Consider the following 21396-nt stretch of genomic DNA (forward strand, 5'->3'; position numbering starts at 1 on the left):
AGTGAATAAGGAGGGTAATACGGTTATGGATAAGGATAAGGAAGTAAAAGATTCGCTATATGAAGGTCGTGATCAATCGTTTATGGACATTGACAGAATGATTAATGAAGGTCTTTCAGGAGGATCTGTTCACTACCGTTACAATGCGACCAATATTGAAGAAGCAAGAGACCTCGAGGAAGAAGAACCGCCTTTTGACATAGAGAAAAATAACGGAAAGTAAGCCTGATGTTTGAAAAACACATCAGGCTTTTTAAATTTTAGCTGTAAAAGAATTCAGAGCTTAAAGCTTAAAAGCCCCTTTCGTTATGTTTCCTGAATGATTGCATGCTCTCCTTCATGGCATTGACTGCAATATAAAAGATGTATGCATTGATAATTTTTTAGTGAATCTCTTTTTCCATCTAAAAGCTTCATCAAGTCCATTTCCATATAAGCACTGTAGTCATCTAAATAGTCAGTAATTTTCCCTGCATCCAATAAAATGCCTCCGCATTTGGAACAATACTTATGAAGTTGCTGAAATCCATTGCATAACGGACAAGCTCGCATATGAAAACTCCTTTATTTGTTGTTGATTTATGTATAATGTTCCCTTTCTAGTCTGATTTACAGAGTAACGACACAAAACAGAAATTACCATTTCTCATTTCGAATAGATTTTTACATCCTACTCATACTACTTAATGAACAGCATACATCCCGGTGGGTTAAGCCGAGTTTGGCAGTGAATCTTTTGATTCACGCTGGTGCAACTCCAGCTAACCCAGCCAAAAAAAAATTCACAAGGAGTTGAAAATTATGGCTCAACAAAACCGAAGCAACAACTCTAACCAACTTTTAGTTCCTGGTGCACAACAAGCGCTTGAACAAATGAAATACGAAATCGCAACAGAATTCGGTGTAAATCTCGGACCAGACACAACTTCCCGTGCCAATGGATCTGTTGGTGGAGAAATCACAAAGCGTTTAGTTGCACTTGCTCAACAACAAATTGGCGGTTTCCAACAACAATAACTAAAAAATTTATATTCATGGCTATGGAGGCACTACCCGTGTCTCCTTTTATTTGAGAATAAGGAGGTTTTTCAAATGACAGTTGGTACAAAATTGATGGAAACTATTTCAAGCTGTGAAAGTGCGGTTGCAAACTTACATAGCTTCGCACTGGAAACAGAAGATCAACAAGCTAAGCAGTTATACCAAAACCTTGCAAAACAACAACAGGAAGTGCTTGACCATTTAAAAGCGAGGCTAAATTACATTCAAAACGAAGAGCCGCAATTTAAACAGCTATAAATCAGGAGGGGACCATTCACTCTCCTGATATTTCCCATTTTGTTCTTGAACCCTTCCAATTCAGATTCCTCTTTCTTTCTAGACTTCATCTTCATTCATTTTTCTTCATTGTCTGTTTAAAATCAACAACACGCCTGTACACATTATAAGAAATTTTTTCTACAGGAATTGAGGCACCGTTCGCTTTCAAATATGCGATTTGAATGTGGATCTTAGGTATTTTATTAGTACCTATGTCAACCAGCCGAACCGGAATCCTTCCCTGATGAATTTGATCAAAAAATTGAGTTATGCTCGATTTTGGAATAATCGTATAACCATAATCGCCAGCGACAAGATTGATCATAACATTCATATCATCAATTATGTGAAACTTCGCGATCTCAAGCTGCTGAATGATTTGGGACGTAATGTTGCTGTGATAAACAAGTACTGGATTATCAAAAAGCAAAAACGGTTTGTTTTTTAATAAAGAAATGTTCGATAAATCATTTTCGATCTTAAAACTATTGTTAGAACAGTAAAGAAGAACCATCTCGTCTTCGATTAGCGGTAGACTATTAAAAACGCTTTTTTGCTCTTCAGTATAAAAAATTCCGATCATTACAGCTTCATTTTCAATTAGTGTAATAATGGTCTCTGTTGGCAGCGACAAAATTTTAAACTCGATCTCAGGATCATATTGAAATTCAGCCAAAATGTGTTGAACAAAAAGAGGGACAAGCCAGGAATCAATTCCAATATATATTTTTTTTATATCAATAACCTCTTTATAGGATACCTTAAATTCATGACACACAGTTAAAGCGTTACTAAAATCTTGCAAAAATTGAGCAACATAAGGCAAAAAATATCTCCCTTTTTCAGTTAACCTTACTCCTTCCCAGTTTCGTTCAATCAAAGAGAAACCGAGACCCTCTTCAAGTTTTCGAATGCGCGCACTAAGTGTAGGTTGTGTCACATGCATTTGTTTCGCCGCTTTAGAAATACTTTTCGTTCGAGCAACCATTAAAAAAGAATATAAGCTTTCAAAATCCATGCTAACCTCCTCCAACGAAACCGTTTTCTTAACAAATATGTTGCAGTGATGAAATAAATAATAAAATGGCTATAAAAAACTTCTATATCCATCATATAATCAATCCATGCTATACTATATCAAAAATTATAGCAATATTCACAAAATTAAAAAAAGAATGGTGAATGCTTCTTTTTTTAAACTAGGATATCTTTAAATATTTAAAATTCAAAACAATAAAAATATTATGGAGGGATTTCTATGGAAAATTTTATTGCATGGAATTTCAATAAAAATAAAGCTGTTCTTCTTGTGATTGATATGCAAAATGATTTTGTCAAAGAAGGCGCCATCATGGAAGTTCCAATGGCACGCCGCAATTTGCCGAATATGAAAAAAATTCTTGATTCATGCCGCCAACATCATATACCGGTCATTTTCACGACACATGTGCTTTTCGACGAATATGAAGTATCTCCATTAGAAGTTGCTTACCAGCCTTGGCTAAAGAAAGAAGGAATGCGAAGCGGTACACTAGGTGTACAAGTGGTCGATGAATTGAAACCGCTTCCAAGCGAAATAACCATCCAAAAACATAGATATGACGCTTTTTACAATACACAATTGGAAACTATTATACGGAACATCCGAGGAGCAGGAATAGTGGATACTGTCATTATTACAGGAACAGTTACGAACGTCTGCTGCGAAAGTACAGCTAGAAGCGCTTTTATGCGTGATTTCAAAGTAGTCTTTGTCGGGGATGCCTGCGGCGGATTTGACGATGCTTCTCATCAGGCAACATTAACTGTTATCGATAAAGTTTTTGGACGAGTTATGTCAACAGAAGAGCTTATTCAACAAATCGAAAAAAATTAGATATCAATTAATACATTTAGGGAGTTGGAGTGAATATGCGAGAAAACATGTTGAATAAATGGGATCGGTCATATGAAAAAAAGTCTGTTCCTCTTCTCGCCATTGGTTTTGGACTTGTAGGACTAGATAGATGGATCATTAGTCCTCTATTCCCAGTAATGATGAATGATCTAAATTTAAACTATCAAGATTTAGGCATCATTGTCGCGATCACGGGAGTTTTCTGGGGTTTGTTTTCCATTATTATGGGCGGTGTATCAGACAAAGTCGGAAGACGTGTTATTTTAGTACCCGCTATGATTATTTTTTCGTTATTAGTTGGCTTTACAGGCTTAGCTGCCGGATTGATGAGTTTACTGTTTATAAGAGCTGCCATGGGTGTTTTTGAAGGTGCATTTTGTTCGGTTAGTGTTGCGGCAACAGCTGAAGCCTCTCATCCGAAAAGAAGAGGGTTTAATATGGGGGTTCAGCAAAGTACATTTGCTCTATTTGGTCTAGGTTTAGGCCCAATTATTGCTACTCAATTGTTAGGCATTGTTCCTTCATGGCACTGGGTATTTGCTGTTGTAGCTGTTCCCGGATTGATCGTTGCTTATTTGTTGCATCGCACAATTCGTGAACCAGATCATGTAATGTCAAACAGTCTTGACAAAAGCCAGTTGTCAGAAATGGGAAAAACGGAACGGACGCCTTGGATCAAGATCTTTCGTTCTCGCAATGTCAACTTATCTATGATCGGATTGATTGGAATCATGTGCTGTGTTTTTGTTTTAAGCGCGATGCTGCCTAACTATTTTACAGATTATTTACATTTTTCTGTTGCTCAAATGGGCTTTGTGATTTCAGGAATTGGGTTCGGTGGATTCCTGGGGCAATTAATCCTTCCGGGGATTTCTGACTTGCTCGGAAGAAAAACAACTTTGATTGCAGCTTTCATTTTAGCAATAATTGTTCTCCTTATTTTCATGAACATCGGCGCTCAACCCGTTTTACTGTTTATGCTTCTGTTTATATTAGCATTGCTTGCCTTTGGAAGTTTATGCTTAATGGCAGGTCCTGTACCGGTTGAGTCAGTGCCGCCTTCTCTTGCTGCTTCTGCAGCGGGTATTCCTATTGGGATCGGCGAGATTTTTGGCGGCGGAGTGATGCCGGCATTAAGCGGGTTCATTGCGCAAAATTATGGCATCGAGAAAACGCTTCTCCTTGCTCTTGGAGGCTTAATAGTATGTCTCGGCATTGTTTGTTTTATAAAAGAAACTGCGCCCACTAAAGTAAAAAAAGGAAATGCTGTTTCCATTTAATTTTCGATATAGGGAGATAAGTTGTTAAGGAGCAATTCAGTAAAATTGGGATGTATAGCTCTTTTCGCGTGTTTTTCATATAAACAATTTTAATCCGAATAAACAGCTTCTGCTTTAACCGAAACAGTCATAGTCACATTAGGAATTTATAAATTTGCTAAGTGCGATAAGAATCATCTTTCTGGACAGCTGTTTATTTTAAAATTATAAAAATTATTCATTCGTTGCACATTCTGAAACAACGATGTTGTGAAGACAATCTGCAAGCAATAATATAAAAAACAATAATAAAAAAATTTGGAATATTAAAAATATAAATAAGGGAGGGAAAAGCTTTTTAACCTTGCAATCCAAAAAATGAAAGCGTTTAACTAATGCTTTTAGGGGGGTATAAAATGGTGGGAAAAGGTAAATTTTTGAGTGTTCTTTTTATTACTATAATGTTGATTTTATCAGGTTGTTCAGGATCGGCTGTAAGCAATAGCAAGTCTAATTCCAGCGGTGAAAAAGATACAATCAAAATTGGCGTCATCCTTTCTTCAACTGGAACATTCGCTCCGCTTGCGGAAAGCATTAAAAACGGATTTAACCTTTATCTTGAAGAAAATGATAACAAGTTGGGCGGAAAAAAGGTGGAAATAAAATTTGAAGATGATGAAGCAAACCCGCAAGTTGCTTTAAGGAAATATCGCCAATTAGTCAAGAATGAAAAAGTAGATATACTTGTTGGACCAATTTCTTCAGCAGTCGCTTACGCATTGAGAGACGAGGTGGAGAAAGACAAAATTATATTAATTGATGCCAATGCTGCCGGAAACGATCTTTCCTGGAGCAAAAAAAGCGATTACATTTACCGCCTGTCATTTTCCAACTGGCAAAATGGCAGCAGTGCTGGAGAATATTTAGCAAAAAATGTTGGAAAAACAGCGGTAGCGATTGCACCCGACTACCCTGCAGGAAAGGAAGTTGTTTCCGCTTTTAAAGAAGCTTTTGAAGCTGCTGGCGGTAAGGTAGTAAAAGAAATATACCCTAAATTAGGAACGAATGATTTCGCAACGTATCTTACTGATGTAGCCCAAGTAAAGCCTGAACTAGTTTTTACATTCATGGCAGGCAGCGATGGAATTCGGTTTGTTCAGCAATACAATGATTTTGGCTTAAAGGGAAAAATTCCGCTGTCAGGTCCAATGGAATTTGGCGATCAACTGATCCTCGAACCTACTGGTGAAGCAGCAGAAGGAATCATTTCTGGCATCCTGTACTCGCCTTGGCTAGAAAATGATGAAAACAAAAAGTTTGTAGAGGCATATCAGGAAAAATACGGAAAGCTGCCAAACACTTTTTCAGTGGGAGGCTATGACTCCGCAAAAGTCATAGATATAGCGATTAAAGAAGCAGGAAGCACAAATGCAGAGGATTTAATAAAAGTCCTTAAAGGGATTTCCTTTGACAGCCCACGCGGACCAATTACGATTGATCCAAAAACGAACAACCCAATACAGAATTTCTACATCGCAAAGAACACAAAAAAGGATAATCAAATTGTCCCTGAAGTACTGGAGACAGTCGAAAAAGTAACGATGCCTGAAAAAGCTCCTGCAAATTAGTCCATGTAACCGGATTGGGATCTGGGGCAAAGTTCTCCAGTCCCAATTTGTCGTTTCATAAATTGAGAAAGTGGGGGATCGTTTTGTCATTGTCTATATTTTCTGTACAGCTATTAACGGGATTAGCGTATGGGATGCTGTATTTTATGATAGCAGCAGGGTTGACGATTATTTTAGGAGTTATGAATATTGTTAACTTGGCGCACGGTACATTATTTTTACTTGGATCCTATATGGCCTTTACCTTTATGAATCAACAATTCAGTTTTTGGATTGCTTTATTGTTATCAGTTGCTGTTACGGCTGTGATCGGGATTATTATTGAAAAATTATTTATTCGACAAATTTATGGAAAAGAGCTTGAGCAGGTGCTGCTCACATTTGGTTTAGCCTTCGTTATTGCGGATACCGCAAAGTGGATTTGGGGTACAGAGCCTCAAACGATGGCTGTCCCTGCTTTGCTCGATTCGTCGATCTCCATTGGACCGATGGTTTTCCCTTTTTATCGGTTGTTTGTTGTTTTAATTGGCTGTCTGCTAGCGCTGCTTCTTTGGTATTTTGAGAGCAAAACTAGAATCGGCGCGATTATTCGTGCAGGTGTGGATGACAGGGCAATGGTTTCAGCTCTTGGAATAAATGTTGGGGTCGTATTTACTGGAGTTTTTGCTTTCGGTGCAGGACTAGCTGCGTTGAGCGGAGTATTAGGAGGACCGTTAATCGGGATGTATACAGGTATGGAATCAGACATTCTCGTTACATCATTAATTGTTGTAGTGATCGGCGGCTTAGGTTCGTGGAAAGGCTCTTTCATTGGTGCAATTCTCATCGGATTGATTGAGACCTTCGGCAAGATTTGGTTTCCTTCATTATCAATGCTAATCGTATTTCTTCTCATGGTTGTAGTATTAATTATCCGTCCTCAAGGGCTATTTGGAAGGGAGGTGGCATAGTTGAAAAAGAATATTCTAATTTTCATTGTATTTCTGCTTATTGCTTTCGTTCTGCCCTTCGTTTTAAGTGTGTATGGGATCGATCTTGTTTCCGAAATCTTCATTATGGCTATTTTTGCCATGAGTCTTGGTTTAATAATGGGGTATGCAGGAATGGTTTCACTAGGTCATGCAGGATTTTTCGGAATTGGAGCCTATACCGTGGCACTTCTCGGACCGCATATTCCAAATTCCTACTTGTTACTATTTTTTTCTATCTGCTTATCTGGTCTTCTTGCATTAGTTACTGGCGCGATATTTATACGCACTTCGAAATTTTACTTTTTAATGATTACTCTTGCTTTCGGACAATTGCTGTTTGCTCTGGCTTGGCAATTAAAGCAATGGACTGGCGGAGCAGACGGCATGAAAGTTTCCGCTCCTTTGAATCTCGGTTTTGGCGAAATTGTCAGTCCTATAGGGATTTATTCCGTAATGGCAGCAGCTTTTATTATTGTTTATTTACTGCTTAGATTTTTTGTTGAATCTCCAGTCGGTAAAGTTGTCAAAGGAATAATGGAAAACGAAGCACGAATGAGTGCATTGGGGTACGATGTACGCATTTATAAGCTTTTAACATATACATTTTCCGGAGCCCTAGCAGGATTTGCAGGATCTTTATACGGATTTTACAACCTTTTTGTAAGCCCAGATGTATCGAGTTGGATGTTTTCGGGTCAAGTTATGATGATGGTAATAATTGGAGGAGTTGGTACACTGATTGGTCCGGCAATCGGAGCTGGCCTATTCATTTTTTTACAGAACTTTATCAGCACGTACACAGAACGGTGGCCAATTATAATGGGAGCCCTGTTAGTGATTCTTGTGCTGGTTGGCAAAGGTGGAATTATCCATTGGTTTGCTTTATTGAAATCTAAGATTTTTTATAAAAAACGAAAAAATAGCGATGATTACGCTCCGCAGCATGTTGAAAAAGAGGAGGTAGTCAATTGAGTATATTAAAAGTAGAAAATATAAACAAATCATTCAAAACATTACAAGTTCTTCAAAACGTATCATTGGAAGTTCAGCCAGGAGAACGCCATGTTATCATCGGCCCTAACGGTGCGGGGAAAACAACTCTTTTTAATTGTATTACAAATGTCCTGCCAATTGACTCAGGAAAAATATTTTTGGAAGGGCAAGAAATAAGCAATATGCCTTCCAGTAAATTGGTTCATTTAGGAATGTCGCGAACGTTTCAAAAAAACAACTTGTTCGGAAATTTGACAGTCGAAGAAAATCTTCATCTTGCTTTAACAGCAACGAAACGATATCGCTACCAAATGTTTCATGCGTTGACAAAGCATATCGACCTCAAAAAAGAAACAGATGAAATCCTTGCACAATGGGAGATTTCTACACGCAGAAATGTCAAGGTGAACAATCTTTCCTATGGAGAGCAGCGGCTTCTTGAGATTTTGCTAGCGATGGCGTCTAAACCGAAGATCTTGCTTTTGGATGAACCGACATCAGGAATGTCTCCAGCAGAAACTGCACAGACAGCTGAAATGATTCAAAAGCTTCCTCGGACAGTATCTATACTAATTATTGAACATGATATGGATGTTGTATTTTCCATTGCTGACAGAATTACTGTTCTTCATCACGGAGAAGTGATATTAAGCGGCACTCCCGAAGAAGTTCGAAACAATGAAGAAGTAAGGAAAATTTACTTTGGGGGAGGTGCAAAAGCTCATGCTTGAGCTTCAAAATGTCCATTCTTACTACGGAACGAGTCATATTCTTCAAGGTGTTTCATTTTCAGTTCCAAGCAAGAAATGTGTTGCTCTTCTTGGGAGAAATGGAGCAGGTAAATCAACAACGATTCATACGATTGCCGGGCTGCTTAAACCGCGGAGGGGAAAAATTCAATTTAAGGAACGGCAGCTGAATAACCTGTTGCCTCATCAAATTTCGTGCCTTGGAATTGGATTCGTTCCACAAGGAAGGCGGATTTTCCCTTCTCTTACCATTCGTGAAAACTTGACAATGGCTGCCCGTAAAAATTTAATAGACCGAAATAATAATTGGGATTTGGAAAGGGTATATGAATTATTTCCTGTTTTAAAAGAAAGAGAAAAAAATATGGGTACTGAGCTTTCAGGCGGACAACAGCAGATGCTTGCAATCGGAAGAGCTTTGATGACAAATCCCAGCTTTTTATTAATGGATGAACCATCGGAAGGATTAGCCCCTGTCATTATCGATCAGGTCGGCGATATAGTTGTAAAACTGAAGCAGGAAGGACTTTCGATCTTAATGGTTGAGCAAAATATATCACTCGCATGCAAAGTAGCAGATGAAATTTTAATTATGAACAAAGGTACTATTGTATGGCAGGGCAGTCCAGATGAATTAATGAGAAATAATGAAATACAACATAAATATCTTGGGGTATAGAAAAACACCACATAACATTTGGAAGAATATGAGGATATATGTTCAATATATGAGCATATATCCTTATTTTTTAATCTCTAAGCAAAACGATAACGATGTTAGAACTGCGTAAACAATTTTTTTAGATCCTCGTACATTAAATTTGTACAGAACCAAAGAACTTGTTCAGCTTTTTTGTGATTCATCCAGAAAAAGAAGGAAAAACATTTGCAACAAGCGGATTTGCCGACGGTACAGGCGGTATGGTGATTTATGACGCAAACATCTCCCGGCCGCCCTCCTTTTCATCTATCTATTTTATGGTTCAGTACCAATAAAAACCCCATCTCTCCTAAGTTCGGAATGATGGGGCTCGAGCGTCTGAAAAAGAATTTATATATGATTGGCCAGCTTTTTTAAATGTTCTGAAGTCTCATTGATTTGCGCAATGAAATTTGTTATATCATCAATGATTTCAGCAAAGTTTTCGAGTTCATTTTTCGTCTTTTCAGTTTGTTCTTTATTTTTGTCGAAGGCATACAAAATATTGTCGAAGAATTGGTTCATCTCTTTCATTCTTTGCGAACCATTGCCTGTAAGCTCTGTTACTTCCACAATAGATGAAGCGGTATCGTTAATTTTCGCTCTGATTTCCTCAATTAAATTGGAAACGCCAAGCACGGAATTTTTTGTTTCTTCCGCCAGCTTTCTCACTTCACTAGCAACAACAGCGAATCCTTTCCCGTATTCCCCTGCGCGCGCTGATTCAATTGCGGCATTTAAAGCCAGCAAGTTAGTTTGTTCAGCAATAGAAGTAACAATCGAGACGACATGATTAATTTTTTCAGAAGTTTGTTCAAGCGACTTTATTTTTAAAGCAATATCATCAGTCCGTTCTTTTATATTGACCATTAAACCGGAGTGAAAATTCAAGTCTTCTCTCCTTGAACTGACCTCTGCTTCGGTTGATGCCGCTGTTTCAAAACGATCAACTGCAATTAAGGCAAATTGTTTGGATCGTTCGTTAATTTTTTGTATAGCTGAATTGGCTGATTCAATAAGATCAGCAAGACGAATGGAGGTTTGGGCGATGTTTTCATGAAGCTCCTGTTTTTCCTTTTCGATTTTTTGCCGTCTTTTTAAATACTCCTCATTATATGCTTCCAGCACAATTTGCTGTTCAAAGTTTAACATTTTTGCAATGGTGACCACCGCTTTATGATAATCTTCCTTCGATGGACACGCTTTCGCAACAACGGAAAAAATAGATTTCTGTAATTGCTGGAATGAACTCATGTACCAAATCGTATCTAATCCAATGCGGACGTGAGCTACAGCAATCCGCTTCATTCTTGTTATATCTTCATCTGTCAAGGATCCGCTAAACATAAGCAGCACATGTTTTTTCAATCTTTCCTTCTGCTTTTCGATCGAGCTGTATTTATTAATTATGTCAATCAAAAATTGTTCTTGATGGAGAGCATCATAAAATGCATCGATAATAAACTTTATGTTTTCTTCAATCGCATCTTTTAATATAAGAGTACAAATAAGATCATCCTTTGTCAGGCCAACCATCGCTAATTGTCTTTGATATTTTTCATCAGTCACTTCAAGTTTTACTTGTTGAAGATCTACTTGTTTTTCAAAAAGTGATGGAACTTGTTTTCTTTTTTTAAACATTGGTTGATTTCCCCTTCAAAATTCATTATTAGTGTCCATTGTATATATCGGCAATTAAAAATAGATGATCAACAATTTTTTCAATTAATTTTTAAAATTTATTCAAATTCGTTACATTCAATATTCGAAAATGAAATATTTTCTATAAAACTAAAGATTACTGTTGACGAAAAACATGTTTAAAGGCGATTATAAATAGTAAAAATCTGAAAGAGCTCTATTCCGAAATAACTTTGGATACACCGGACATTGAAAACAATAATTGGAATTTTGCTTGGTGAATATTTCTCGGTTACAACACAAATAATATTTTCTGTAAAAAAATCAAAGGAGGAACAATCATATGGCTCTCATTCCTTACGATCCTTTTTCTGAGATCAACCAATTTAGACGAAACATGAATCGCGTTTTTTCTGAAAGCTTCCCGCATTTTTTTGAAAACTTTGAGACTATGAATACCCCCCGGCTTGATATTCATGAAACTGCTAATGAAGTAATTGTTACGTGTGATTTGCCCGGCCTTGAAAAAAAGGAAGACGTTGACATTCATCTTGATCGCAACGTTCTTACGATCAGCGGCACAATTCAAAGAAGCAAAGAAGTAAAGGAAGAAGAAATGCATAGACGCGAACGGTTTGTCGGGCGGTTTCACCGCGCTGTTGCATTGCCGGCAAATGTAAAAGAAGAAGAAGTGAGCGCGACATATAAAAATGGCGTTTTGGAAATCCGTATTCCAAAACAAACCGAAAACAACAAAAAGAAAATTGATATTCAGTTTCATTAATTGTTTCGTGAGGTTGCAAAATTTCAATCAGCCTCACTTTTTTATTGCAATTTTCGCCAAGTACGATTATGATGAATATATAACACCAAAAATCTATATATTGTGTAATCAAAAACAATTAAATACTATATATTGAAAACCTAACGACAAAGGTGCTGTTTTCAGCTTAAAAGGGAATCCGGTGAGAATCCGGAACTGTCCCCGCAACTGTGAGTGCTACGAAATGAATAATCCACTGTACGTTTCGTATGGGAAGGATTCAAAGTAGGATGAAGCACGAGTCAGGAGACCTGCCTTTGTCCGAACGTTTCTAATTCTTCGGGGGTTGGGAAGATGAAACGATGGTTTGAATGGAGTAGTTTCGCCTTATAAACTGCCTCCCTTTTAATCATCGTTTGATCCGCTCAGCTTCCTGAGCGGTTTTTTATTTTGATAAGGAGGATGTTTGATGAATATTACGAAAGCATTAAATCTATACGAGGTTTTTCAAAATCATTTTAACAGGAGCGATTGGGAGCTTTATCTAAGGCAGCTTGAAAAAAAGTTTCCATCCCTTTCCTTTCATGAATACAGCGAGAGAGTGTCGACAACCCTACAATACCAGCAGATTGATGATCTTGAAAAATTTACAAACCTGCTGATTATTGAAGCTTTAGCAAACATTTCGGAAAGTGAGCCGGATTGGACTTTTTTAGCTGCACACGTATTTCTTGAAAAAATTTACTATGAAGCGAGCCAAAACAGAAATTACAACCAACCGGGCTACGGCGATTTTTATTTGTTAATCGAAACATTAACCGATCTTGGAATCTACAACCCTCTTTTGCTAGAGCATTATTCAAAAGAGGAAATTATGGAGCTGGGAAATGCCATTGATCCTGAGAAGGACAAGCTGTTTACATACATCGGATTAAGGACTCTTTACGACCGGTATTTAGCTAAAGATTTTCATAAACGAACATTTGAGCTACCACAGGAACGTTTTATGATCATCGCTATGACGTTAATGATCAACGAGCATCCGTCCAAACGTTTGCATCTTGTAAAGGAAGCGTATTGGGCATTGAGCCATTTATATATGACGGTTGCAACACCGACATTGGCTAATGCAGGAAAATCAGTCGGTCAGCTTTCAAGCTGCTTTATTGATACGGTAGACGACAGCCTTCAAGGCATTTATGATTCGAACACTGATATTGCCAATGTTTCTAAAAGCGGCGGAGGCATTGGAGTTTATTTAGGGAAAATCAGAAGCCGCGGAAGCGATATCCGGGGGTTCAAAGGAGTTTCATCAGGTGTCATTCCTTGGATGAAGCAATTAAATAATACTGCAGTGAGCGTCGACCAGCTCGGCCAAAGAAAAGGAGCAATTGCCGTTTATTTGGATGTTTGGCATAAAGATATTTTCGCCTTCCTTGATGCAAAATTAAATAACGGAGATGAACGGCTGCGCACCCATGATTTATTTACAGGTGTATGCATTCCTGACCTATTTATGGAGCAAGTTGAAAAGCGCGGGGACTGGTATTTGTTCGATCCCCACGAAGTTCGCAAAGTCATGGGATTCAGTCTGGAAGATTATTATGATGAAGAAAAAGGTAACGGCAGCTTTCGGGAAAAATATTTTGAGTGCGTGAATCATCCTTCCTTATCTAAAGAAAAAGTGCCTGCGATTGAAATAATGAAACGGATTATGATCAGCCAGCTTGAAACGGGAACGCCTTTTATGTTTTATCGGGATGAAGTGAATCGAAAAAACGCAAACAAGCATGCCGGCATGATTTATTGCAGCAATTTATGCACAGAGATTGCGCAAAATCAAAGTGCTACTACTGTTGAAGAACAATATGTTGAAGATGGAAAAATTGTCATTGTGAAAAAGCCCGGCGATTTCGTCGTCTGCAACCTTTCTTCCATCAACTTGGCACGGGCTGTCCCAGACAACGTTCTGGAACGTTTAATCCCTATTCAAGTGCGGATGCTGGACAACGTTATCGATTTAAATAACATTCCGGTATTACAGGCGAAGCTTACAAATGAAAAATACCGTGCAATCGGTCTTGGAACGTTTGGCATGCATCATTTATTTGCACTAAAGGAAATTACATGGGAAAGCGACGAGGCAGTCCAATTTGTCGACCAATTATATGAAAAAATTGCGTATTTAACCATTCAGTCGAGTATGGAGCTCGCAAAAGAAAAAGGCGCATACCCTCTCTTTAAAGGCTCGGAGTGGGATACAGGGCGATATTTTGAAATCCGCGGTTATACGTCAAAAAAATGGCAGGAATTAAAGGAAAAAGTGCAGACTTTTGGGATTCGCAACAGCTATTTAATGGCGGTCGCACCGAACGCATCGACCTCCATTATAGCCGGAAGCACAGCAAGCATCGATCCAATTTTCCAAAAAGTTTATTCAGAGGAAAAGAAAGACTACAAAATTCCAGTTACCGTTCCCGACTTAAATGCGAAAACGACTTGGTATTATAAATCCGCTTATTTGATCGACCAAACATGGAGCATTAAACAAAATGCAGTGCGCCAGAAACATATTGACCAGTCCATTTCCTTCAACTTTTACGTCCTAAACACGATTAAAGCGAAAGAATTGCTGGAGCTTCATTTGACAGCTTGGAAATCCGGATTAAAAACAACGTATTATGTCCGTTCGACATCAAGCGACATTTATGAATGTGAATCATGTGCAAGTTAAGGAGGAATTAATATGGAGCAAACATTAACAAAACGAGTTATTATGGATCCTGATGCACCAAACCGTTCAACAGCAATAGTGAACGGAAAATGTTCCAACGTGCTCAATTGGGATGATGTCGCCTACCCGTGGGCATATCCAAAATATAAACGGATGCTCGCAAACTTTTGGACACCTTTTGAAATTAATATGGCTCAAGATGTGAAGCAATTTCCTGAGCTTTCAGAAAGAGAACAGGACGCATTTTTAAAAATTATCGGCCTCTTAGCTTTATTAGACAGCATTCAAACCGATTATGCCGGAAAAGTTGCTGATTATATTACAGACTCGAGCATAAACGCCTTAATGATTTTGCTCGCTCAGCAGGAAGTGATTCATAACCATTCATATTCGTATATTCTTTCAAGCATCGTGCCTAAAAACGTACAGGATGAAGTATTTGAATATTGGCGGAACGAACCGGTTTTAAGGAAGCGAAATGAATTTGTCACCAACGGGTATAAAGCATTTGCAGAAAATCCGAATGTGGAGAATTTGTTGAAATCGATCGTCTTTGATGTCATACTGGAAGGTTTATTTTTCTATTCCGGTTTCGCATTCTTTTATAATTTAGCCAGAAACCAAAAGATGGTAGCCACTAGCACGATGATTAACTACATTAACCGTGATGAACAAATACACGTAGGTTTGTTTGAAAAAATTTTCAAAGCGGTGCTGAAGCAATATCCTGAATATGATACAGATGAACTGAAACAATTCGTTTCGAAAACATTTATGAAAGCAGCCGAGCTGGAAATCGAATGGGCCGGTGTAATTATCGGCAATGACATTGAAGGCCTGCATTTAAAAGATGTGGAGAGCTATATTAAATTTTATGCGAATTTCCGTGCCAATCAGCTGGGATTCGAACGTCCTTTTGAAGGCTATCGGACAAATCCTTTGAAATGGATACGGGCTTATGAAGAAGTGGACTTAGGAAAATCAGACTTCTTTGAACAAAAATCGAGACAATATACAAAAGTCAACACGATTGATAACGGCTTTGATGAGTTGTAAAAATTTACGTTCTCATGATAACGGGCAGCAGAGACTGCCCGTTTTTTTATCTGCTGCCAAACCAAAAGGAATGCTATGAATGAATTTTTCGATAAGCAAATACTTTCTTTTAAAAGAGCTTATCTTTTTGGGAACCTAAGCATCCCATTTTTCCATGCCATGGTATAATATGTGCGGAGGGGATCTATGTTAAAATCAACCTTGATCATAATGTCAATTTTGTTAGTAACAATTCATTTCGCTATTCTATATTTTTGGATGTTTGATTGGAAAAAATTAGCTACAAAAACAGGCTTTATAAGTTGGTTTGCCTCGATTCTATTAGGCATCTTTGTATATTTTTCTTTTCAAACTTTCAGCAGATGCGACAAAGCTGCTGTCGTCATCAGAAACATATTGTTATGTTCAACTTTACTGACCATCTTTTTAGCTTGTATTGCGTTCATTATAGAAGCAATTACAAAGGCGATGCCCTAAAAAGAAATATAGTTTTCACGAAGATTAAGAAAATCATATTGGCTAAAAAGAACTATGTTGTTTTCCACCATTGCGAGGTGAATATAATGATTTATTTATTAGTCGGTTTGGGCGGGATAGCAGGTGCCTGCCTTCGATACAGTGTCGGCCTATGGACTTCCAGCTTTTGGACCGGATCTTTCCCAGCAGCGACACTTTTAGCCAATTTGGCTGGAAGTTTTCTTTTAGGATGGTTGACTGAATATGTATTTAAAATAAAAGGATTTCCTCCCCATTTTGCCACAGCGATCGGTACTGGCTTAATCGGGTCATTCACAACATTTTCAACTTTTAGTTTTGAGAACATTCAATTGATGATTGCCGATAAATGGGAAACAGCCATTATGTATACATTGTCAAGCTTAATAGGCGGTTATTTATTTGTTTCATCTGGTTATCATCTTGGCCGAAAAATGCTTTCCCAGCACAACGCACGAACGGCCGGTCATGAATAGGAGTGAAGAGTAATGCTTTTCAACTTTATCGTTGTAGGAATCGGAGGTTTTTTAGGAGCTAATGCCCGCTTGATCGTCACCAATTGGATTAAAAAGAAAAGCAATATGAAGTTCCCTGTCGCGACATTTATTATCAATGTCAGCGGATCTTTCCTGCTCGGCCTTTTGATCGGCATGAATATTTCAGAAGCATATCTACTGTTATTTGGAACAGGATGTTTAGGAGCCTTTACCACCTTTTCTACGTTTCAGCTTGAAAATAAACAGCTGTTAACAGAAAAACAAAAAACAGTGTCCATTTGCTATTTTCTTTCAAGCTATGCGTTCGGTCTTTTGTTTGCCTTTCTCGGCTTCCAACTAGGCGCTATATTTTAAAAACTTATTTGAATCATATTGTCATGGTTTGATTTTTTCTTTATAATACAGATTGTCCAGCGGGATGTAGCTCAGCTTGGTAGAGCACCAGCATGGGGTGCTGGGGGTCGCAGGTTCGAATCCTGTCATCCCGACTCTGTAAATCTCCTAAATCATCATTTAAAACCAAAAACGCCGCTTGAGCTTTTTCAAGCGGCTTATATTTTGAATTACGTCTTTTTAATCCCTTTCCTCAGTTTAATTAATTTATATAAGTTAATCACAACCGTTTTGGTTACAGCATATGTTGGAACAGCCAAAATCATCCCCAAAATTCCCGCGATATTTCCTGCAACAAGCAACAAAATAATAATGGTCAACGGATGTGTATCAAGCCTCTTGCCGATAATAAACGGAGAAATCACATTCCCATCAATTTGCTGAACAATTGTCACGACAATAATCGCAAGAAGTGCTTTAAAAGGCGAATCAAGCAAGCCGACAATAACGGCTGGAGCAGCTCCAATAAACGGACCTAAATACGGAATAATATTGGTGATTGCCACAGTTATTCCAAGCAGCAAAGCATATGGCAGATCAATAATTAAGTATCCGATAAACGTAAAGAGCCCGACAAACATGGAAACAAGCATTTGTCCTTGAATATAGGTAGATAAGGTTTCGCCTGTTTCCTTTAAGATAATCATAACTTCATCGCGGAAATCGCTCGGAAAAAACTTTACGACCTGGTGCGGCAGCTTATGTCCGTCCTTGATCATATAAAATAAAATGAACGGCACCGTGACAATAATGAGTGTTATATTTGTGATAACGCTGAAAACGGACTGAACGCCATTCGTAATATTATTTGTAATTCTCGATGCATATTGCGTAATGGTGCTCTCAATTTTTTCAATGGAAAAATAATCTTGCGTCAATACCCATTGGAACCAGCTTGTTTGATAGAGGTTTTCAATGATTTCTCTCGTTTTTGTTATATAAAAAGGAATGTTTCGAATTAAATCATTAAACTGCTTAACAATCGTAGGACCTACCAATCCGATGGCGATCGAAATTCCTCCGATAAACACGATATACAAAATCAAAATGGCCAGCACTCTTGGAATTTTTCGCTTTTCAAGAAAGCCAATAATCGGAGCAAACAAAAAGTAAAGAAAACCGGAAATAATTATAGGAAAAAACAAAGTAGTTATAAAGATCACAATGGGCTCAAAAAGAAAAGATATTTTTGTGCTGAAATATAAGATCAAAATGATCAAAAGTATTTCTAACGTCCAAAAATGAAGTTTTGATTTAAACAAAATGCTTGCCTCCCGCATCCAATTTTGCAACATTCGTTCCAATATTTAGAATATCATGTATTTACATATTCTAAGCAATTTTTTTCAATCCTCCTATTGCTTCTAATCCAAATTTTCCGCTCAAATTTAAGGAAAACCTTTTTAAATTTTTATGTTAAGCTTTATAATGTTTGCTCTTCGCAATGTTTCAAACAAAATCACAACAACTGGACCTAAGAATAAACCTAATATACCGAGCATCTTTAGTCCAATGAACATGCTGATCAAGGCGGCAAGAGGGCTTATTCCCATGTTGGTTGACATAATTTTCGGTTCGACAGCACGTCTGACGACAGTGATCACAAGAAATAAGACAACTAATCCTATTCCGAGATTGGTTTGCCCCTGGCTAAATGCATAAATAGCCCAAGGAACCAGCACTGATCCTGTTCCCAATATAGGAAGGATGTCAACAACCACGATAATGATCGCCAAAATCAAGCTATAATCCACACGAAGCAGCACCAACCCAATATAAGCTAGTATAAATGTCAGCAAACTTAAAATAACTTGCGCTTTAATAAAGCCGAAGCCTGCTTTATAAAGATCATTCACAACATATTTTATTTTATTTCTCGTTTTTTCTGTCAGCATGGTCTCGAGCGAAGCCCATATTTTCGGCAGATCCAAACTGATTAAATAGAGAGCAATCAAATAAATCAGCGCTTCAATGAAAAAGCCAGGAATGCCGGAAACAAATAATATGAGCGATTCCATCAATTGCTTCACAAGACCGTCAACTGCATTGACAGAATTATTAATGGAAATTTCAATAGACGTCATGACACCTTCTGGAAGGGAAGCGGAATAATTTTCCCACGTATCAAGAAGAGGATTAATAAAATCATGATTGAATTTTCTAACATATAAAGGGATATTTTCTATAAAACTCACAAAGTTTGTATATATAAAGTTTATCAAACCAAAGCCTAGAATACATAATAAGAGTAAAAAAACAACAAAAATGAGCAAAACTGCATAAGGTCTTTTTATTTTAAATCGATTTTGGAGAATGCTGATAGGCTTTTCAAGTACAAGAGCTGTAAGCAGCGCAAGCAATATCGGGATGCTGAACGGTATTAGTATAAGAATGGCAATACCAATGATGATAAGCGGAAGATACTTTTTCATTTTCAATACATCATTCTCCTATCTATTCTATACTCAAAATCATCATGTTATCCTTATTATATCGTGGATTTTCCATTTGAACTATTGAAATTCCTTATTATTTTTATAAATTGTTATTTGTTCGACATTTTGCAAAACACATTTACTTCAGTAAAAAAAATACTAGACAAATCGCAATTTGACCAATATAATCAAATTAGAAAAACGGAATAAGAATAAAAATTCCCAAAGGGGAGTAGCTTAACAATAAAGTCGTCATTTCGTGGAGGAATCCACCGGCTTTATTGAACAACTGGATGTTGTTAGCGAGACCTTTGCCATAAAAATGGCAAAGGTCTTTTTGCATCTTAAAACAATTTTTGGGAGGATGATTTGAGTTGCTGCTTAGAAAATATATGTCCAAAATCGGAATAGGCTCTGCAACAGTCGATCTTGTACTGGATAAAGAAACGTATTCTCCAGGAGAAAAAGTAACAGGCACGCTCTACATTAAAGGAGGCACTATAACTCAAAAGATTAAGCAGCTGCAATGTGATCTTATGAAAATAAACAATCAGGCTGATCAGCAATCAATCGCCTCCATTACGTTATTCGCTCCTGACATAATCGATCCAGCTGATTGCGCAAAAATTCCTTTTGAATTTGTTTTACCAAAGCATCTTCCCGCAACAACAGACAGTTTAACATACCGTTTTAAAACAACATTAGTGTTTGAAGAAGGAATCGATAGTCTGGATCATGACACAATACAAATTTTAAAAAATAAACCTAGTGGAGGGGAAAACGATGAGAAAAATATGGAAAAGAATTCGGTTCATTTATAACTTTCGTTCATTTTTCCCTTTTATATTTGAATTTTTCTTATCGAAGGAGGTGAATAGGAAAAAAAAGCTATTCTCGATCGCTTTCATAATTGGATATTTCCTGTTGCCGTTCGATGCAATACCAGATTTCCTGTCCTTAAATGGAATTGTGGATGATGTCGTTATATTTACTTTTATCATGCAGCAAATGATCAAAATGGCTCCGAAGGAATTACAGGAAAAATATTGTCTTGCATAACAAAGGATAAAAACATCGAAATGAGTATAAAATATTTGAGGAGTGATAAATATTGGAACTATTCTCACCTGAGTTTTTTTCAGCATTACTTTCGATTGTTATCATTGACCTTGTTTTAGCTGGTGATAATGCCATTCTAATCGGTTTAGCAGCTAGAAATGTGCCGAAACACCAACAAACAAAGGTCATTATATGGGGGACATTTGGAGCGATTTTTATCCGGGCAATTGCGACGCTTGCGGTTGTTTGGCTTTTAAAAATCCCTGGACTGCTATTAGTCGGCGGAATTCTTCTCCTTTGGATCGCCTATAAACTTCTCATCGATAAAAAAGAACATAACGTCGATACCGGGAATAGCTTTTGGTCCGCTATGAAAACGATCATTGTAGCAGACGCTTTAATGGGGCTTGATAATGTTTTAGCGGTTGCCGGTGCCGCGCACGGATCGTTCCTTTTAGTCATAATCGGATTGTTAATTTCCATTCCAATCGTTGTGTGGGGCAGCACGCTCATCATCAAATGGATTGAACGGTTCCCAGTTATCGTGACAATTGGGGCTGCCGTTATTGCCTTTACAGCAGCCAAAATGATCGTAGATGAAAAATTTCTAAAAGGCTTCTTTGAAGAAAACCCGCTTCTAAAATGGGGCTTAACCATTATTCTTGTTGCAGGCGTTATTTTTGCCGGATATTTAAAAAAGAAAAAAGCTTCCCCTGTGGAAGCAAAAGAAGAAGCATCTTAAAAAATGATGCTGATACCGTTTTTCCTAAAGCCTAAAAACAAATTCCGTGGGGCTGTCTAATAAG

General features: G+C 37.6%; 23 protein-coding genes, 1 tRNA gene and 1 riboswitch. Of the genes, 19 read left to right on the plus strand and 5 right to left on the minus strand.

The features are described from left to right. Positions 1 to 25: 25 nt before the first annotated feature. Entirely contained in the window at positions 26 to 223 is a 198-nt protein-coding gene (locus tag NSQ84_RS14080; protein WP_063387287.1) for a hypothetical protein, read from the plus strand. 83 nt (positions 224 to 306) lie between these two features. Here the strand turns inward: NSQ84_RS14080 and NSQ84_RS14085 are convergent, their stop codons facing one another. Then, positions 307 to 552 carry a hypothetical protein gene (locus NSQ84_RS14085; protein ID WP_327873883.1) on the minus strand — a complete coding sequence of 82 codons (246 nt, stop codon included), beginning with the start codon at positions 550 to 552 and terminating at the stop codon, positions 307 to 309. A gap of 249 nt (positions 553 to 801) precedes the next feature. Between NSQ84_RS14085 and NSQ84_RS14090 the strand changes: the two genes are divergently transcribed. Together NSQ84_RS14090 and NSQ84_RS14095 are read left to right on the plus strand one after the other, a co-directional pair. Further along, positions 802 to 1017 (plus strand): alpha/beta-type small acid-soluble spore protein, encoded by a 216-nt coding sequence (locus NSQ84_RS14090; protein WP_063387285.1) that lies wholly within the window; start codon positions 802 to 804, stop codon positions 1015 to 1017. 75 nt (positions 1018 to 1092) lie between these two features. Further along, positions 1093 to 1299, plus strand: coding sequence for a DUF1657 domain-containing protein (locus NSQ84_RS14095; protein WP_063387284.1), 207 nt, complete (start codon positions 1093 to 1095; stop codon positions 1297 to 1299). A gap of 91 nt (positions 1300 to 1390) precedes the next feature. Here the strand turns inward: NSQ84_RS14095 and NSQ84_RS14100 are convergent, their stop codons facing one another. Then, a complete protein-coding gene (locus NSQ84_RS14100) occupies positions 1391 to 2338 on the minus strand; it encodes a LysR family transcriptional regulator (RefSeq protein ID WP_063387283.1) in 948 nt (315 codons plus the stop codon). 240 nt (positions 2339 to 2578) lie between these two features. On the opposite strand from NSQ84_RS14100, the gene NSQ84_RS14105 reads away from it, so the two are divergent. The 7 genes from NSQ84_RS14105 (at position 2579) to NSQ84_RS14135 (ending at position 9496) form a co-directional block, all read left to right on the plus strand. Beyond that, on the plus strand, positions 2579 to 3196 hold the full coding sequence (locus NSQ84_RS14105) for an isochorismatase family cysteine hydrolase (RefSeq protein WP_063387282.1): 618 nt from the start codon (positions 2579 to 2581) through the stop codon (positions 3194 to 3196). A 35-nt stretch (positions 3197 to 3231) separates the two neighbouring features. Next, a complete protein-coding gene (locus NSQ84_RS14110) occupies positions 3232 to 4497 on the plus strand; it encodes an MFS transporter (protein WP_327856409.1) in 1266 nt (421 codons plus the stop codon). A 395-nt stretch (positions 4498 to 4892) separates the two neighbouring features. Beyond that, positions 4893 to 6104 (plus strand): ABC transporter substrate-binding protein, encoded by a 1212-nt coding sequence (locus NSQ84_RS14115; RefSeq protein WP_327873884.1) that lies wholly within the window; start codon positions 4893 to 4895, stop codon positions 6102 to 6104. Between the two features lie 89 nt (positions 6105 to 6193). Then, positions 6194 to 7054, plus strand: coding sequence for a branched-chain amino acid ABC transporter permease (locus tag NSQ84_RS14120; protein WP_094246385.1), 861 nt, complete (start codon positions 6194 to 6196; stop codon positions 7052 to 7054). Beyond that, positions 7055 to 8047, plus strand: coding sequence for a branched-chain amino acid ABC transporter permease (locus NSQ84_RS14125; RefSeq protein ID WP_327856411.1), 993 nt, complete (start codon positions 7055 to 7057; stop codon positions 8045 to 8047). Next, a complete protein-coding gene (locus NSQ84_RS14130; protein ID WP_063387278.1) occupies positions 8044 to 8799 on the plus strand; it encodes an ABC transporter ATP-binding protein in 756 nt (251 codons plus the stop codon). The genes NSQ84_RS14125 and NSQ84_RS14130 overlap by 4 nt, the downstream gene beginning before the upstream one ends. Then, entirely contained in the window at positions 8792 to 9496 is a 705-nt protein-coding gene (locus tag NSQ84_RS14135) for an ABC transporter ATP-binding protein (RefSeq protein WP_063387277.1), read from the plus strand. The genes NSQ84_RS14130 and NSQ84_RS14135 overlap by 8 nt, the downstream gene beginning before the upstream one ends. A gap of 372 nt (positions 9497 to 9868) precedes the next feature. On the opposite strand, the gene NSQ84_RS14140 is transcribed toward NSQ84_RS14135, so the two are convergent. Further along, positions 9869 to 11158 carry a globin-coupled sensor protein gene (locus tag NSQ84_RS14140; RefSeq protein WP_327856412.1) on the minus strand — a complete coding sequence of 430 codons (1290 nt, stop codon included), beginning with the start codon at positions 11156 to 11158 and terminating at the stop codon, positions 9869 to 9871. Positions 11159 to 11501: 343 nt separating this feature from the next. Between NSQ84_RS14140 and NSQ84_RS14145 the strand changes: the two genes are divergently transcribed. The 6 genes from NSQ84_RS14145 (at position 11502) to NSQ84_RS14170 (ending at position 17191) form a co-directional block, all read left to right on the plus strand. Next, positions 11502 to 11942 carry an Hsp20/alpha crystallin family protein gene (locus NSQ84_RS14145; RefSeq protein ID WP_063387274.1) on the plus strand — a complete coding sequence of 147 codons (441 nt, stop codon included), beginning with the start codon at positions 11502 to 11504 and terminating at the stop codon, positions 11940 to 11942. Positions 11943 to 12075: 133 nt separating this feature from the next. Continuing rightward, a riboswitch (cobalamin riboswitch) is annotated at positions 12076 to 12255 on the plus strand. Between the two features lie 135 nt (positions 12256 to 12390). Beyond that, a complete protein-coding gene (locus NSQ84_RS14150; RefSeq protein WP_327873885.1) occupies positions 12391 to 14655 on the plus strand; it encodes a ribonucleoside-diphosphate reductase subunit alpha in 2265 nt (754 codons plus the stop codon). A 12-nt stretch (positions 14656 to 14667) separates the two neighbouring features. Next, entirely contained in the window at positions 14668 to 15711 is a 1044-nt protein-coding gene (locus NSQ84_RS14155; RefSeq protein WP_063387272.1) for a ribonucleotide-diphosphate reductase subunit beta, read from the plus strand. Between the two features lie 563 nt (positions 15712 to 16274). Then, the gene (gene crcB, locus NSQ84_RS14160) at positions 16275 to 16682 is read left to right on the plus strand and encodes a fluoride efflux transporter CrcB (RefSeq protein WP_327873886.1); all 408 of its coding nucleotides are present in this window, start codon (positions 16275 to 16277) and stop codon (positions 16680 to 16682) included. A gap of 12 nt (positions 16683 to 16694) precedes the next feature. Further along, positions 16695 to 17057: a fluoride efflux transporter CrcB gene (crcB, locus tag NSQ84_RS14165; RefSeq protein ID WP_063387269.1), complete on the plus strand. Its 363-nt coding sequence runs from the start codon at positions 16695 to 16697 to the stop codon at positions 17055 to 17057. A 60-nt stretch (positions 17058 to 17117) separates the two neighbouring features. After that, positions 17118 to 17191, plus strand: a tRNA-Pro gene (locus NSQ84_RS14170). Between the two features lie 75 nt (positions 17192 to 17266). Here the strand turns inward: NSQ84_RS14170 and NSQ84_RS14175 are convergent. Then, entirely contained in the window at positions 17267 to 18358 is a 1092-nt protein-coding gene (locus tag NSQ84_RS14175) for an AI-2E family transporter (protein WP_066250881.1), read from the minus strand. Positions 18359 to 18499: 141 nt separating this feature from the next. Further along, positions 18500 to 19528 (minus strand): sporulation integral membrane protein YtvI, encoded by a 1029-nt coding sequence (ytvI, locus tag NSQ84_RS14180; RefSeq protein WP_063387477.1) that lies wholly within the window; start codon positions 19526 to 19528, stop codon positions 18500 to 18502. 377 nt (positions 19529 to 19905) lie between these two features. On the opposite strand from ytvI, the gene NSQ84_RS14185 reads away from it, so the two are divergent. The 3 genes from NSQ84_RS14185 to NSQ84_RS14195 are packed head-to-tail and all read left to right on the plus strand — an operon-like array spanning position 19906 to position 21332. After that, complete coding sequence (locus NSQ84_RS14185; RefSeq protein ID WP_063387267.1) at positions 19906 to 20352, plus strand: sporulation protein; 447 nt, start codon at positions 19906 to 19908, stop codon at positions 20350 to 20352. Then, a complete protein-coding gene (locus tag NSQ84_RS14190; protein WP_327873887.1) occupies positions 20315 to 20590 on the plus strand; it encodes a DUF1232 domain-containing protein in 276 nt (91 codons plus the stop codon). Before NSQ84_RS14185 ends, NSQ84_RS14190 begins: the two co-directional genes overlap by 38 nt. Positions 20591 to 20642: 52 nt before the next feature. Next, the gene (locus NSQ84_RS14195) at positions 20643 to 21332 is read left to right on the plus strand and encodes a TerC family protein (protein WP_066250886.1); all 690 of its coding nucleotides are present in this window, start codon (positions 20643 to 20645) and stop codon (positions 21330 to 21332) included. Positions 21333 to 21396 lie beyond the last annotated feature (64 nt).

Source organism: Aeribacillus sp. FSL K6-3256, assembly GCF_037965805.1.
Lineage (GTDB): Bacteria > Bacillota > Bacilli > Bacillales > Aeribacillaceae > Aeribacillus > Aeribacillus composti.